At 64.0% G+C, this 13,278-nt stretch carries 11 protein-coding genes; 3 read left to right on the top strand and 8 right to left on the bottom strand.

The features are described from left to right. Positions 1 to 117: 117 nt before the first annotated feature. The 4 genes from P7C00_RS30515 to P7C00_RS30530 all read right to left on the bottom strand — a co-directional run bounded on the left by P7C00_RS30515 (position 118) and on the right by P7C00_RS30530 (position 5,309). On the bottom strand, positions 118 to 1,341 hold the full coding sequence (locus P7C00_RS30515) for an SGNH/GDSL hydrolase family protein (RefSeq protein WP_346633263.1): 1,224 nt from the start codon (positions 1,339 to 1,341) through the stop codon (positions 118 to 120). A 1-nt stretch (position 1,342) separates the two neighbouring features. Next, complete coding sequence (locus tag P7C00_RS30520) at positions 1,343 to 2,482, bottom strand: SGNH family hydrolase (RefSeq protein ID WP_346633264.1); 1,140 nt, start codon at positions 2,480 to 2,482, stop codon at positions 1,343 to 1,345. Continuing rightward, a complete protein-coding gene (locus tag P7C00_RS30525; protein WP_404937853.1) occupies positions 2,469 to 3,869 on the bottom strand; it encodes an MBOAT family O-acyltransferase in 1,401 nt (466 codons plus the stop codon). The genes P7C00_RS30520 and P7C00_RS30525 overlap by 14 nt, the downstream gene beginning before the upstream one ends. Before the next feature lie 384 nt (positions 3,870 to 4,253). After that, on the bottom strand, positions 4,254 to 5,309 hold the full coding sequence (locus tag P7C00_RS30530; protein WP_402892729.1) for a haloacid dehalogenase-like hydrolase: 1,056 nt from the start codon (positions 5,307 to 5,309) through the stop codon (positions 4,254 to 4,256). Positions 5,310 to 5,549: 240 nt separating this feature from the next. Here P7C00_RS30530 and P7C00_RS30535 point away from each other — a divergent pair, with 240 nt between their 5' ends. Beyond that, positions 5,550 to 6,941: an L-cystine transporter gene (locus tag P7C00_RS30535; RefSeq protein ID WP_404937854.1), complete on the top strand. Its 1,392-nt coding sequence runs from the start codon at positions 5,550 to 5,552 to the stop codon at positions 6,939 to 6,941. 56 nt (positions 6,942 to 6,997) lie between these two features. Here P7C00_RS30535 and P7C00_RS30540 read toward each other — a convergent pair whose 3' ends face one another. Then, positions 6,998 to 7,510, bottom strand: a complete 513-nt coding sequence (locus P7C00_RS30540) for a dihydrofolate reductase (protein ID WP_346633268.1) — start codon at positions 7,508 to 7,510, stop codon at positions 6,998 to 7,000. Between the two features lie 96 nt (positions 7,511 to 7,606). On the opposite strand from P7C00_RS30540, the gene P7C00_RS30545 reads away from it, so the two are divergent. After that, positions 7,607 to 8,986 carry a DUF2868 domain-containing protein gene (locus P7C00_RS30545; protein WP_346633269.1) on the top strand — a complete coding sequence of 460 codons (1,380 nt, stop codon included), beginning with the start codon at positions 7,607 to 7,609 and terminating at the stop codon, positions 8,984 to 8,986. After that, positions 8,979 to 10,367, top strand: coding sequence for a GTPase/DUF3482 domain-containing protein (locus P7C00_RS30550; RefSeq protein WP_404937855.1), 1,389 nt, complete (start codon positions 8,979 to 8,981; stop codon positions 10,365 to 10,367). The genes P7C00_RS30545 and P7C00_RS30550 overlap by 8 nt, the downstream gene beginning before the upstream one ends. Positions 10,368 to 10,432: 65 nt before the next feature. Here the strand turns inward: P7C00_RS30550 and P7C00_RS30555 are convergent, their stop codons facing one another. The 3 genes from P7C00_RS30555 to P7C00_RS30565 form a co-directional block, all read right to left on the bottom strand. Continuing rightward, complete coding sequence (locus tag P7C00_RS30555) at positions 10,433 to 10,984, bottom strand: phosphonate degradation HD-domain oxygenase (protein WP_404937856.1); 552 nt, start codon at positions 10,982 to 10,984, stop codon at positions 10,433 to 10,435. After that, positions 10,984 to 12,117: a TIGR03364 family FAD-dependent oxidoreductase gene (locus P7C00_RS30560; protein WP_346633272.1), complete on the bottom strand. Its 1,134-nt coding sequence runs from the start codon at positions 12,115 to 12,117 to the stop codon at positions 10,984 to 10,986. Before P7C00_RS30560 ends, P7C00_RS30555 begins: the two co-directional genes overlap by 1 nt. 91 nt (positions 12,118 to 12,208) lie before the next feature. After that, positions 12,209 to 13,234: a putative 2-aminoethylphosphonate ABC transporter substrate-binding protein gene (locus P7C00_RS30565; RefSeq protein ID WP_346633273.1), complete on the bottom strand. Its 1,026-nt coding sequence runs from the start codon at positions 13,232 to 13,234 to the stop codon at positions 12,209 to 12,211. Positions 13,235 to 13,278: the final 44 nt, after the last annotated feature.

The raw sequence follows: 13,278 nt of genomic DNA on the forward strand, positions 1-13,278 counted from the left end.
TGCGGGGCATTTTTTTGGCCTTGCGTCGCCCTTGCGGATGCCTTCGCTGGCCAGCCAGCTCCTACAGCAGCATTCGGGGTGGTGGCGCCGCCACCGTTGAAGCCGGTGGCCGGGGGCTCAGGGCATGCGTTCGCCCAACTGCCCGCGCAGGAAGCGGTACAGGCCATCGGCACTCTTGCGATAGCCATCAGCGGTCAGGTGCACCAAGTCGTTACGCGCCAGGTCGCTGCCCTGCCATTTGCTGATCGAACAATCCCCGCCCATGAACGCCTGCCAGTCCCAGAACAGCGTGCGGCTGTTCTTCGCCACGTCCTTCTGGATCTGCACGATCTGCCGCAGCGGTTGCGGCTGCGATGCCGCACAACTCCCGGCATTGCGGCGCTTGATGGAGTCCGGCGGGCCCACCAGCAGGATCACGGTCTTGGGCAGATTCTTGCGCAGCAGCGTGACTTTTTCCTGCAACTGACTGCGGTACAGCTGCAGATCCAGATCGTCATCGAACGCCTCGTTGGTGCCGTAGGCCAGCACCACCATGTCCGGGCGCAGGGCCTTGAGGGTTTCCAGCCAGCCGGGCTGCCACTTGTCCAGCACATCCAGGCGTGCGCCATTGATGCCCAGGGAGGAGTAGATCACCCCGGCACTCTTCTGCCCGAGGATGTTCCAGCCGCCCAGGGCCAGGCCCTGGTTGTTGGCCACGTTAAAGTCCAGCGGCAGGGTCAGGTTGTTGAACGGCGGGCTGAAACGCCACTGTCCACCGGTAGCGGCCAGCATGCGACTGCTCTTGTTGAGGTTGTCCCGGGCGGTCAGGGTGTTGTTGCTGGACGCCTGGTACAGAGCGGAAATGCGGTACTGCTGGTTGCTCGGCTGGCGCTCGGCGATATGCACCCGAGCCCCCGGCGTCATCGGCAGCGACAGGTAGCCCCCCAGGGGAAACTGCGTGCTCTGCTGGTTACGCGCCGACACCAGGGACCACTGACGCTTGGCCGCCCCGAGGATCACCCGTTCATAGCGAGTGCCGGGCACCGGTGTTGCCGCCACGAAACCAATGCCGCCATCGCCGTACTGCGCTTGCAGCAGGCGTCGCACCTCACCGCTGAACAGGTCGGCAGCGGTGTGGGAATCCCCCAGTTGCACAATGTTGATGGGGGTGCGGTTGGAGGTGCTGAACTTGCGTGCCAGCAACGCCAGGTTCGGGTCGCTGCCAGTGGTCACGACCTTCTTCGCTCCGGTTCCGGACCTGGCCAGGGCCGAGGCCGGTGTGGCCTGGACCTCGGTGGTCGGGCTGCAACTGCTCAGCAAGGTGATGCCCAGCAACAGCGCAATGCCTTGCAGTCGCCCCATATCAGTGCTCCGTCAATTGTTGACTGGGAAAGTTGATCAGCGAGATCACACGCTCAGCGATCAGCTTCTGCCCAGTGGTGGTGAAATGAATACCGTCGTCGACCCGGGTCTTGACCTTCTTGCCATCGCCGGTGGTGCGGTAATAGGAAAATTCGTCGCTCTGGTAGCCAAGGATCTCGTTGGCCGAAACGAAATGCTGGTGATACTGCTCGATCTGGCTCTTGTACAGGTCGCTCAGGTAAGCCATGGCCGTAGACAGCTTGGGCTTCTCCATGTTCGGCGGGCCGACCCAGATCACTTGCACATTGTGGGCCTGGGCGGTGTCGAGGATCGAATCGATGCGCTGGCGATAGGCTTCCTCCCAGTCCGGGGTCTTGAAGCGCAGGAACGGCTTGCCCTTGACCACCGGCATGTCCCACGGATCGTTGGGCCCCAGGAAGATCACCATCAGGCGAATGTTCGGATTGCTGGCCAAGGTGCTCTCAACGGTCTTGGGCCAGTTGAAGAAGCTTGGATAGGCAAGGCCGGTGCTCTGCTTGCTGAGGTTCAGGCTCTTGACGTTGTAGCGTTTGCGCAAGGTGTTGGCCATGTGCGGCGCCACGCCCTGCATCAGGGAATCACCGACGAAGAACACCTCATCCCCAGTGGCCAGGCTGGCCATCAGCGGCGCCGCGTGCCCCTGCTCGACCTGGGGTGGATGGCTGACCACGGGAGCCACGGCCACTGGCTGCGGATGCACCGGGACCGGTGCCTGGGGAGCCACATGGACCGGGGCCGCGTGAGCGGTGCTCAGCGGCGGGTGCTCTGGCGCGGCCGCGACCTTCGGCAACGGCGCAGGCTCTTCGTCCGCGGCCGCTTCAGCCTGGGCCACCAGGCTCAGGTCGGCGGTTGCGGCAAAGCTGCCGACAAAGGCCACCCGGGCATTTTCCAGGGCCTGGTTGAGCTGCGCGCCAAAACGCCACTGCGGGTTCTGCGAAAGTCCCGGAATCTCGCAGTCATCGTGGTACTTCTGCTGGCAGTAGAGACGGATCGACTGCTGGTTGAACCACACCAGCAACAGGCTGGTCACCACCAGGGCATAGAACACCTTGGCTGCGCTGCCGAAGCTGACCGACAAGGGCGAACGGTTAGAAACTGGCATAGATGAACCCCGGCACGCCCGACGGTGAGGCGAAGATAACCACGCAGATGAACAGCCCCAACGGCACTGGATAGAACAGCCACGGCAAGCCGGTGGCCGCATCGAACAGGCGGCGCAGCAGCGCCACGATCCGTGGGTAGAAGGCGACAAACAACAGGCAGCCCAACAGGCTCAAGGCGCTGCCGGCCAGGCCGCTGAAGGACAGGCCGCCCAGGCCACTGAGCATGTCCATGGCGTCGGACAAGGTCGCGCAGCGGAAGAAGATCCAGGCAAAGGCCACGTAGTGGAAGGTCAGCAGGCGAGCCATCAGATCCGCGCCGATCCAGCTCGGCCCCCGGGCCAGCAACGGGCTGCACAGTTTGTACAGCGCCAGGCCAACGCCATGCAGCGCGCCCCAGATAATGAAGTTGGCGCTGGCGCCGTGCCACAAACCGGAGATCAGCATCGCCAGCAGCATGTTCAGGTTGCCGCGCCACACCGGCCCCCGGTTGCCCCCCAGCGGGATATACACGTAGTCACGGATAAAGGTCGACAGGCTGATGTGCCAGCGTCCCCAGAACTCCTTGAGGTTGCGCGCCGCATAGGGGTAGTTGAAGTTCAACGGCAGGCGAAAGCCCAGCAACAGGGCGATACCGGTCACCAGATCGGTGTAGCCGCTGAAGTTGAAGTAGATCAGGAACGAATAGCCGTACACCGCCCGCAGGATCTGCTCGGCCGAGAAGGCCACCGGGCTGTCGAACACCGGGTCGACCCATTCATTGGCCAGCCAGGAGCTGAGGAAGAACAGTTTGACCACCGCCATGGCGATCAGGCCCAGGGCCCGTTGCGGCTCCAGCACCTGACGCAACTGCGGCGGGTTGATCTGTTCCAGCATGGGGATCGCCCGGTTCACGGGACCGGCAATCAGGCTGGGGAAAAACGCCAGGTACAGCGCCAGGTCAAAGGGCGAGCCCGGCGTCAGCTCGCGACGGTTGATCGACACCAGGTAGCTGACCGAGTGGAAGGCATAGAACGACAGCCCCACCGGCAACAGCACCTCCAGCAACGGTAGCGACACTTCCACACCAAACTGGGCGAAGGCGCTCTGCACCGTGCTGGTGAAGAAGTCCTGGTACTTGAACAGATAAAAAGCCCCGAGCACCAGCAGCAACATCAGGCCATTGACCCAGCCCCGCCCGGGATAACGCTGGCTCAACAGACCGAGCAGATACACCAGGGCCGTGTAGCCCAGCAGGATGTAGAGGAAGTTCAGGCTGAAGCTGGCGAGGATCGCGTAGCTGGCGGCCAGCAGCAGGCCGTTCTGCAGACGCAGACTGAAGCCCAGGCCCCAATACAGAATGAAGAACAGGATGAAGCAGAGGCCGAATTCGATCGAGAGATAGCTCACAACGTAGTCCATTACGTGCAGACGGGGACAAACCCGGCACAGGGAGAGCAGGCAGGAGGAGTGGAAACGGGCGCGATTATGGCAGAGGGGCTTCGGCAGTCACAAGTTGAAACATTCTCCGCCTATAGCGGACGCCAGCTCCGCACCGAACGACAGACACCCCTTGTAGGAGCTGGCTTGCCAGCGAAAGCGTCCACAAGGGCGACGCCAGATCCAAGGGCCTGTTCGCCGGCAAGCCGACGCCTACGGATGAGGGCGGCTTGGCGGACCGGTTTACCGTAGGAGCTGGCTTGCCAGCGAAGGCGTCCACAAGGGCGACGCCAGATCCAAAGGACTGTTCGCCGGCAAGCCGGCTCCTACAGAGGGGCGGTGCAGCGGGCCGGGTTACTGGATGTCTTCGGGTTTGACGATGACCCAGTTCTTGTCCGCCGTCACCGGCAGGCCTTCCTTGGCCTGGGCCGCGGCGTGCTTGGCCATCATGCCGTTGAGCTGGGTCATGTACTTGTCCTTGCGGTTGATCCACAGGTGGATGCCACCCTTGGCCACGTCCACATCATGAAACAGCATGTAGCCGTCGCTGGTCGGTGTGTCGCCACCCACCAGCACCGGCTTCTTCCACTCGTCGATGTAAGTCAGGATCGCCGCGTGCTTGCCCGCCATCCAAGTGGCCGGAGTCCACAGGTAAGGCGTCAGCTCCAGGCCAAGGTTGGCCTTCTCGTCGTACTTGCCGTCGGTGATCTGTTTACGCGCGGTGGTCAGGGCGCCAGTCTTGCGGTCCTTGAGCAGGGTGGTCACGCCAATCACGTTCTGCGGCTTGACGTTGTAGCCGTACTTGGGATCGGAGGCGACCATGCGCACCAGCTCTTCGGAGGCGGCGGTCATCACATAGACCTCGATGCCGTTCTCCATCAGTTTGTTGTACAGCTCGGTCTGGCCGGTGAAGACCTTGGGCGGGTTGACCTCGATGGTCTTGACCACGTCACCGTCGTAATAAGTGCTCGGCACCGGCTTGCCGGACGCCATCAGCTCGTCGACGTAGCCCTTGAGCTCCTTGAGGGTGAAGCCGGAGAACACCTGGGCCACCCAGGGGTAGCAGACCATGTCGTCGATTTCGCAAAGGCGATAGTAGTAGCTGAACAGGCTTTCCTTGTGCTCGGCGGTGTCCTTGAACGGAATCAGTTTCAGCGACGGGTCGAGGGTCTCGCGGGTGATCAGCCCCTTGTTTTCCATGTAGGGCAACAGGGACTCTTCCAGATCGTAGCGGTAACTGGTGTTGTCCATGTCGAACACCGCGAAGTTACCCTTGTTGGCGTTGGCCGCGATCATCGCGTCCAGTTGCTTGGCCTGCTCCTGCGGCCAGTGCTTCAACTCGGTGGCGAAGGCCTGGCCGGCAAGGCCCAGGCAGAGTGCAACGGCTAGAAATTTCGGCGCGAACTTCATCTGCGGTTTCTCCCTGAGTGAAAGGTTCGACGCTAACAAATCCCTGTGACAGTTCTCGTCTCTACGCGACCGCTTGCGTCCCGAGAGCGCCAACCGCATGCGCCTGAGCGTCAGCGGCTTATTCCAAAAACGACAGTTGCCATGCGATATCGTTATTAATTCAATAGATTTCAAGCTGTTAGGCTTGCCGGTTCGCAATCGCCCTGAGCCGCGATTGACACAAGTCTTATCGGAGCCCCAATGAATCTGCCGCTGATCCTCAACCTGCTGGTGTTCCTGGCCCTGCTGCTGGGCCTGGCACAAACCCGCCACACCACCTGGAGCCTGGCCAAGAAGGTCCTCCTGGCCCTGGTGCTGGGCGTGGTCTTCGGCATCGCCCTGCACAGCCTCTACGGCGCCGGCAACCCGGTGCTCAAGGCCTCCATCAGCTGGTTCGACCTGGTGGGCAATGGCTACGTGCAGTTGCTGCAGATGATCGTGATCCCCCTGGTGTTCGCCTCGATCCTCAGCGCCGTGGCCCGCCTGCACAACGCCTCGTCCCTGGGCAAGATCAGCTTCCTGACCATCGGCACCCTGCTGTTCACCACCGCCATCGCGGCGCTGGTGGGCATCGGCCTGACCAACCTGTTCGGCCTGACGGCCGAAGGGCTGGTGGCCGGCACCCAGGAAATGGCGCGCCTGCAAGTGATCCAGAGCGATTACGCGGGCAAGGTTGCCGACCTCAACGTGCCGCAGTTGCTGCTGTCGTTCATCCCACAGAACCCTTTCGCCGACCTGGCCCGGGCCAAGCCGACCTCGATCATCAGCGTGGTGATCTTCGCCGCCTTCCTCGGTGTCGCGGCGCTGCAATTGCTCAAGGATGACGCCGACAAAGGGCAGAAAGTGCTCAACGCCATCGACACCTTGCAAGCCTGGGTGATGCGTCTGGTGCGCCTGGTGATGAAACTGACCCCTTACGGCGTGCTGGCGCTGATGACCAAGGTGGTGGCCGGTTCCAACCTGCAGGACATCATCAAGCTCGGCAGTTTCGTGGTGGTGTCCTACCTCGGCCTGGGCCTGATGTTCGTGGTCCACGGCCTGCTGGTAGCCCTGGCCGGGATCAACCCGCTGCGCTTCTTCCGCAAGGTCTGGCCGGTGCTGACCTTCGCCTTCACCAGCCGCTCCAGCGCCGCGAGCATTCCCCTGAGCATCGAAGCCCAGACCCGGCGCCTGGGCATTCCCCAGTCCATTGCCAGCTTCGCTGCCTCGTTCGGCGCCACCATCGGCCAGAACGGCTGCGCCGGCCTGTACCCGGCCATGCTGGCGGTGATGGTTGCCCCCACCGTGGGCATCAACCCGCTGGACCCGCTGTGGATCGCCACCCTGGTGGCCATCGTGACCTTGAGTTCCGCGGGTGTGGCCGGCGTGGGTGGCGGCGCGACCTTCGCCGCGCTGATCGTGCTGCCGGCCATGGGCCTGCCGGTGTCGTTGGTGGCGTTGCTGATTTCCGTGGAGCCGCTGATCGACATGGGCCGCACCGCGCTGAACGTCAGCGGTTCGATGACGGCCGGCGCCATCACCAGCCAGGTGATGCAGCAAACCGACAAGGCATTGCTGGACGCCGATGAGCACGAGGAACTGGCTCAGGCTTGATTGACCTCTTCGCCGGCAAGCCCCCTCCTACGGGGGCCGACTTGCCGGCGAAGCGCTTAACGCTTCTCCCACACCTCGAAGCTGTACGCCGGCTTATCCCCTTCCGGCGGATTCGGCACATCCGACACCAACTGCCATTGGTCCAGATCGAACGCTGGAAACCAGGCATCGCCTTCCGGGCTCAATGCCACCCGCGTCAGATACAGGCGATCCGCCTGCTCCAGGCCTTGGCTATAGAGCTGCGCGCCGCCAATCAGCATCAGCTCGTCGGCACCCTGCTCCAGAGCCCACTCCTCGGCCCGCGCTACCGCGGCCGCCAAAGACGGATAGACCTCGGCACCTTCGAGCACCAGATCGGTCTGACGACTGACCACGATGTTCAACCGCCCCGGCAAGGGCCGGCCCAGGGAATCCCAGGTTTTGCGCCCCATGATGATCGGCTTGCCCAGGGTCGTGGCCTTGAAGTATTTGAAATCCCCCGGCAGGTGCCAGGGCATGCTGTTGTCGACGCCGATCACGCGGTTTTCACCGAGGGCCGCGATCAGGCTGAGAGGGAGAGATTTTTTCATGCCGGCGAGGATACCAGAGGGCCCAAGCCTGGCAACTTCACCCGACCGCCGCTGCAGCAGTTATGCTCAGCGCACTTTTGAGCGATGGAATGACGCGTGACTGCACTGACTCCCCTGCAACGACTGTGGCTGACCGAAACCGTGCGCCTGCGCGAGGAACACGCCGGGCCACTGGACGATCAGGAAGCCAACCGCCTGGCCCGCAACCAGGGCGGCGACCTGGCGACCCGCATCCAGACCCGTGCCCTGTGGCTGGCCCAGCGCGACGGTCTGCACAGCGCGTTGCTGCACTGGCTGCAAGGCGCACGCCTGGCGTTGCTTGCCCTGGCGCTGCTGGCCGTACTCAGTGGCGCCGGCCTGGCCTTCAGCGCCCTGGGCAACACCCAGCAACCGGTCAATGTGTTCTGGGCACTGGGCAGTCTGCTGGGCCTGAACCTGATCCTGCTGCTGAGTTGGCTGATCGGCCTGCTGTTCGCCGGCGAGCACAGCGCCAGCCTGGGCCGGCTGTGGCTATGGCTGAGTGAAAAATTCTCCCGCGACGCCAAAGCCGCGCAGTTACCACCGGCCTTGTTGCTGTTGCTCCAGCGGCGCAAGCTCAATCGCTGGGCCCTGGGCGCCCTGGTCAACGGCCTGTGGTGCCTGGCCCTGTTCAGCGCCGTGGTCATGCTGCTGTTGCTGCTGACCACCCACCGCTACAGCTTTGTCTGGGAAAGCACCCTGCTGGGCGCCGATGCCTTCGTTGCCATTACCAACGCCATCAGCGCCCTGCCCCGAGGCCTGGGCCTCGGCGCGCCAAGTGTGGCAACCATCCAGGCCAGCACCCGGGATGTCTACAACACCGAGCTGGTCCGTCAGTCCTGGGCCATCTGGCTGGTGGTCCTAGTGGTGATCTACGGCGTGCTGCCGCGCCTGCTGCTGATGCTGTTCTGCCGCTGGCGCTGGAAACACGGACAGGCCCGTCTGCAACTGGACCTCAAGTTGCCGGGCTACAGCCAGTTGCGTGAACGCCTGATGCCCAGCAGCGAACGCCTTGGGGTCAATGACGCGGCCCCCGAGCAACTGCATCGGGTCGAAGCCGGCGTCAGCGCCCAGGACAGCAGCGGCGCGCTGTTGGTGGCCATCGAACTGGACCATCAGCGCTCCTGGCCACCGCAACTGCCAGACAGCATCAAGGACGCCGGCATCCTCGACAACCGAGAGTCACGCAACCGTCTGCTGGAGCAGATGAGCCGCTTTCCCCCGGCGCGCCTGGTGATTGCCTGCGACCCTCGGCGCTCGCCGGATCGCGGCAGCCTGGGGCTGATTGCCGAGCTGGCGCGCAACGCTGCGGCGACGCGAATCTGGCTGCTGCAAGCGCCTCCAGGTCAAGCGCTGGACTCGGCTCGCCTGGGCGACTGGCACGCTGCCCTGGAGCAACTTGAGCTGCCGTTCGCCGATTGCGCGCCCCTCAACTGGCTGGAGACCGGTCATGACTGAACCACGCCACCGGGCCCTGAAACTGGCGGTGGTCGGCCACACCAACGTCGGCAAGACCTCATTGCTGCGTACCCTGACCCGGGACGTGGGCTTTGGCGAAGTCTCCCATCGCCCCAGCACCACGCGGCATGTGGAAGGCGCTCGCCTCTCAGTGGATGGCCAACCCCTGCTGGAGCTCTACGACACCCCGGGCCTGGAAGACGCCATCGCCCTGCTGGACTATCTAGAGCGCCTGGAACGCCCCGGCGAACGCCTGGACGGCCCGGCCCGGCTGGCACGCTTTCTCGACGGCAGCGAGGCTCGGCAACGCTTCGAGCAGGAAGCCAAGGTCCTGCGCCAACTGCTGGCCTCGGACGCCGGGTTCTATGTGATCGACGCCCGGGAACCGGTGCTGGCCAAGTACCGGGATGAGCTTGAAGTACTGAGCGGCTGTGGCAAGCCACTGCTGCCGGTGCTGAATTTCGTCAGCAGCGACGAACAGCGCGAAGGCGACTGGCGCGAAGCCCTGGCTCGCCTGGGATTGCATGCCCTGGTGCGCTTCGACAGCGTGGCGCCGCCGGAAGACGGCGAACGACGGCTGTATGAGAGCCTGTCCCTGCTGCTGGAGCAAGCCCGCCCGGCCCTGCAACGGCTGATCGACGACCAGCAGGCACAACGCCTGGCGCGCCAGCAAAGTGCGGCACGGCTGATTGCCGAACTGCTGGTGGACTGCGCCGCCTGCCGCCGCAGCGTGGCCAGCGACACGCAACAGGAGCAGCAGGCGATTGGCGAACTCCGTCAGGCCATCCGTCAGCGTGAGCAACGCTGTGTCGAAGCCCTGCTCAAGCTCTACGCTTTCCGCCCTCAGGACGCCTCGGCCAGTGATCTGCCGCTGTTGGACGGACGTTGGGGCGACGACCTGTTCAATCCGGAAACCCTCAAGCAGTTGGGGGTGCGTGTCGGTGGCGGGATCGCCGCGGGAGCGGCAGCCGGGGCCGGCGTGGATCTGTTGGTAGGTGGCTTGACCCTAGGCGCCGCGGCGTTGGCCGGAGCGATTGCCGGCGGCGCCCTGCAGACCGCCCGCAGCTACGGCAGTCGCCTGCTGGGCAAGCTCAAGGGCCAGCGCGAATTGACCGTGGACGACAGCGTGCTACGGCTGTTGGCGTTGCGTCAGCGGCAGTTGGTACAGGCGCTGGACCGGCGCGGGCATGCGGCCATGGACAGCATCCGTCTGGCCACGCCGGAGGATAAGAGCTGGCGCGAGGGCAAATTACCGGAAGCCCTGAGCAAGGCTCGGGCGCATCCGCAGTGGTCGTCGCTCAATCCCCATGCGCGCCTGAGCCAGGCCGAGCGTCAGGAGCAGATCGAGGCCCTGGCCGAAACCTTGCTGGTTCAGGCGTAGAGCGCCTTCGCCGGCAAGCCGGCTCCTACAGCGCTCTGTAGGAGCCGGCTTGCCCGCGAAAGGGCTCAAGCCAACACCGCCAAGGCCTTGTCCTTGAGGATCTGCAGGTCCATCACCGGCACCCACATCTCCTTGGCCTGCTCGTCCCAGTGGCGCATGCGCAAACTCACCGCACACAGCGGGTCGAGCTCGAAGGCCGCCGCCTCTGCCGCGCTCATCACCCCGCCCTGATACTCCAGGGTGCGTCGACTGGCCTCGCTCAGGCGCTGGTAATACCCCGGCTCCTTGAAGGTCAGGTAACGCTTGGCCTGGACGTGGTATTCCACCAGTTGTGCCAGACGCTCGCTGAAGCCCGCCCGACGCAGATAGTCCGCCCCCAGGCGCTCGTGACTGACCACGCCAAAACCGTGCATGTTCTCGGCATCCTGCTCACAGATATGCCCAATATCGTGGAAGAACGCCGCCAGCACCACTTCGTCGTCATAACCTTCCGCCAGAGCCAACTGCGCCGCCTGGGACATATGCTCGATCTGCGACACCGGCTCGCCGATGTAGTCGTGATCGCCAAAGCGCTCGTACAAGCCGAAAACCTCATCAATCACCTGCTGCCGACTCATCACGCTTCCTCCAGCACCCGGGCGATATTGCCCTCGGCCATGGCCGGACCGACGCTCATGCCCACCCCGGTGTGCATCAGGGCCACATGGACCCCGGGGGCGGCCTCCAGGAAGGAGAACGGTCCGGGCCCGCGAGCACCATAGACGCCCTGCCAGCGCTCCACCACCTGGACCTTGCAGCCCAAGGTCTGCTCGGCCAGCTCGATCAGCCAGTCATCCACCTGCTCGCCATTGAAAGGCGACGGATCGCTGCCGTAATCATGGGAATCGCCGATGATCACCTCTCCATAGGGGGTCGGGCTGATCAACAAGTGAATGCCGTGCTCATGCAGGTGCGGCGCTTCACGCAGGATCTGCGCCTGCACGGCGGCGGCTTCCGGCAGATCGGCAAAGGCGCCGTAATGCACGCAGCTGAGCCCGGTGAGCAACGCATGTTGCAGGTTCAGGTTGACCTGGGGCCGGGCGCGAAGCATCTGCAAGCGGCAGATCTGCGGTTGCAAGGCGGCGATCTGCTCGGCCAGCAAGGTCTGATAATCGTGCCCCGAACACAGCACGATGCGTGGCGCGTGGAAGCTGCCGGCGGTGCTGTGCAGTTGCCCCGGCGCGATGTCACGCACCAGGGTCGAAAAGTGGAACTGCACCCCCAGGTCGCGGCGCAGGTAGTCGATCAGCATCGGGATGGCTTCCCGGGAATACAACTGCTGGTCGTCCAGACCGTGCAACGCCGCCCGGTGATGGCGGAATTGACCGCCGTACAGATCATTCAGGGCTGCGCCCTGGAGCAGATCGACGCGGTAGCCGTGCTCGCGCGCGCGGCCGGCGCAGAAGGCTTCGAGCAACTGCTCCTCGGCGTCGCTGCGGGCGAACAGGTAGGAACCGTTGCGCTTGAGTGGCAGGCCCGCCAGCTGTTGCCAGTCGGCCCAGATATCGCGGCTGGCACGGGCCAGCTCCAGCATGATGCCCGGCGGTTGCCCGGTGACCAGGGCCTGGCCGAAGTTGCGCACCGAAGCCCCCAGGGGCGTGGCGCTGCGCTCGAATACCTGTACCCGCAGACCGCGCTTGGCAGCCGCGTAGGCGTGGGACAGACCAAGGATGCCGGCGCCGACGATCAGCAGATCGCTGTGATGGGTCATGAGTTGTGTCCTGGATGGGGAGCGCCTTCGTCGGCAAGCCGGCTCCTACAAACCCGGTAGAAGCGGCTGGCCGACGAAGGCGATTGATCGGTTACTGCTTGGCGACCTTTTCCGACTTGCCGTCATAGCGCTTGCGCCATTCGGCGAGGATCTCGTCGCGGTTCTTCGAGGCCCAGGCAAAGTCGTTCTTGATCAGGCGCTGCTCGTAGTCGGCCGGCAGTTCGGTCTGCGGCTTGGCGATGCCGGGCTGGGCCAGGACAGCGAAGTTTTCCTTGTACAGCTCCATGGCTTCGGGGCTGGCGGAGAAGTCGGCGAGCTTCTTCGCCGCCTCTTCATGAGGGGTGCCCTTGATCACCGCCGTGGCTTCGATTTCCCAGCCCAGGCCTTCCTTGGGCAGGACGATGTCCAGCGGCGCACCCTGGCGCTTGAGCTGCACGGCCGGGTACTCGAAGGAAATACCAATCGGGAACTCACCGGCGGCGGCCAGCTTGCACGGCTTGGAGCCGGAGTGGACGTACTGGCCGATGTTCTGGTGCAGGTCATCCATGTACTGCCAGCCCTGTTTCTCACCGAAGGTCTGCAGCCAGGCGCTGACATCGAGGAAGCCGGTGCCCGAGGACGCCGGGTTAGGCATGACGATCTTGCCCTTGTACTCGGGCTTGGTCAGGTCCTGCCAGCTCACCGGTTTGGTCAGGCCCTGCTTCTGCGCCTCCACGGTGTTGAAGCAGATGGTCGCGGCCCACACGTCCATGCCGACCCAGGCCGGTGGGTTGGCGGCGTCGCGATAGTTCGGGCCGATCTTGCCCAGGTCCTTGGGCGCGTAGCTTTGCAGCATGCCCTGCTGATCGAGGATCGCCAGGCTGGAAGCCGCCAGACCCCAGACCGCGTCCGCTTGTGGCCGGGCTTTTTCCGCCAGCAGCTTGGCGGTGATGATCCCGGTGGAATCACGCACCCACTTGATCTCCACGTCCGGATTGGCCTTTTCGAAGGCTTGCTTGTAGGACTTCAATTGCTCGGCTTCGAGGGCCGTGTAGACCGTCAATTCGGTTTTCGCAGCAAAAGCGTTCAGGCTGACAGCAGAGAGGACGGCAGCGGCAAGAGCCAGGGGCTTGAACATGGTGCGGTTCCTTAGTGAGTGCAGATCAGAGGGTGAGTGAGCAA

This window comes from Pseudomonas sp. JDS08PS003, assembly GCF_045013505.1.
In the GTDB taxonomy this organism is placed as follows: Bacteria; Pseudomonadota; Gammaproteobacteria; order Pseudomonadales; family Pseudomonadaceae; genus Aquipseudomonas; species Aquipseudomonas protegens_B.

What these genes read in the sequence shown, in the direction of transcription:
- P7C00_RS30515 (WP_346633263.1), bottom strand. Translation starts at nt 1,341, where the DNA reads ATGGGGCGACTGCAAGGCATTGCGCTGTTGCTGGGCATCACCTTGCTG.
- P7C00_RS30520 (WP_346633264.1), bottom strand. Translation starts at nt 2,482, where the DNA reads ATGCCAGTTTCTAACCGTTCGCCCTTGTCGGTCAGCTTCGGCAGCGCA.
- P7C00_RS30530 (WP_402892729.1), bottom strand. Translation starts at nt 5,309, where the DNA reads ATGAAGTTCGCGCCGAAATTTCTAGCCGTTGCACTCTGCCTGGGCCTT.
- P7C00_RS30535 (WP_404937854.1), top strand. Translation starts at nt 5,550, where the DNA reads ATGAATCTGCCGCTGATCCTCAACCTGCTGGTGTTCCTGGCCCTGCTG.
- P7C00_RS30540 (WP_346633268.1), bottom strand. Translation starts at nt 7,510, where the DNA reads ATGAAAAAATCTCTCCCTCTCAGCCTGATCGCGGCCCTCGGTGAAAAC.
- P7C00_RS30550 (WP_404937855.1), top strand. Translation starts at nt 8,979, where the DNA reads ATGACTGAACCACGCCACCGGGCCCTGAAACTGGCGGTGGTCGGCCAC.
- P7C00_RS30555 (WP_404937856.1), bottom strand. Translation starts at nt 10,984, where the DNA reads ATGAGTCGGCAGCAGGTGATTGATGAGGTTTTCGGCTTGTACGAGCGC.
- P7C00_RS30560 (WP_346633272.1), bottom strand. Translation starts at nt 12,117, where the DNA reads ATGACCCATCACAGCGATCTGCTGATCGTCGGCGCCGGCATCCTTGGT.
- P7C00_RS30565 (WP_346633273.1), bottom strand. Translation starts at nt 13,234, where the DNA reads ATGTTCAAGCCCCTGGCTCTTGCCGCTGCCGTCCTCTCTGCTGTCAGC.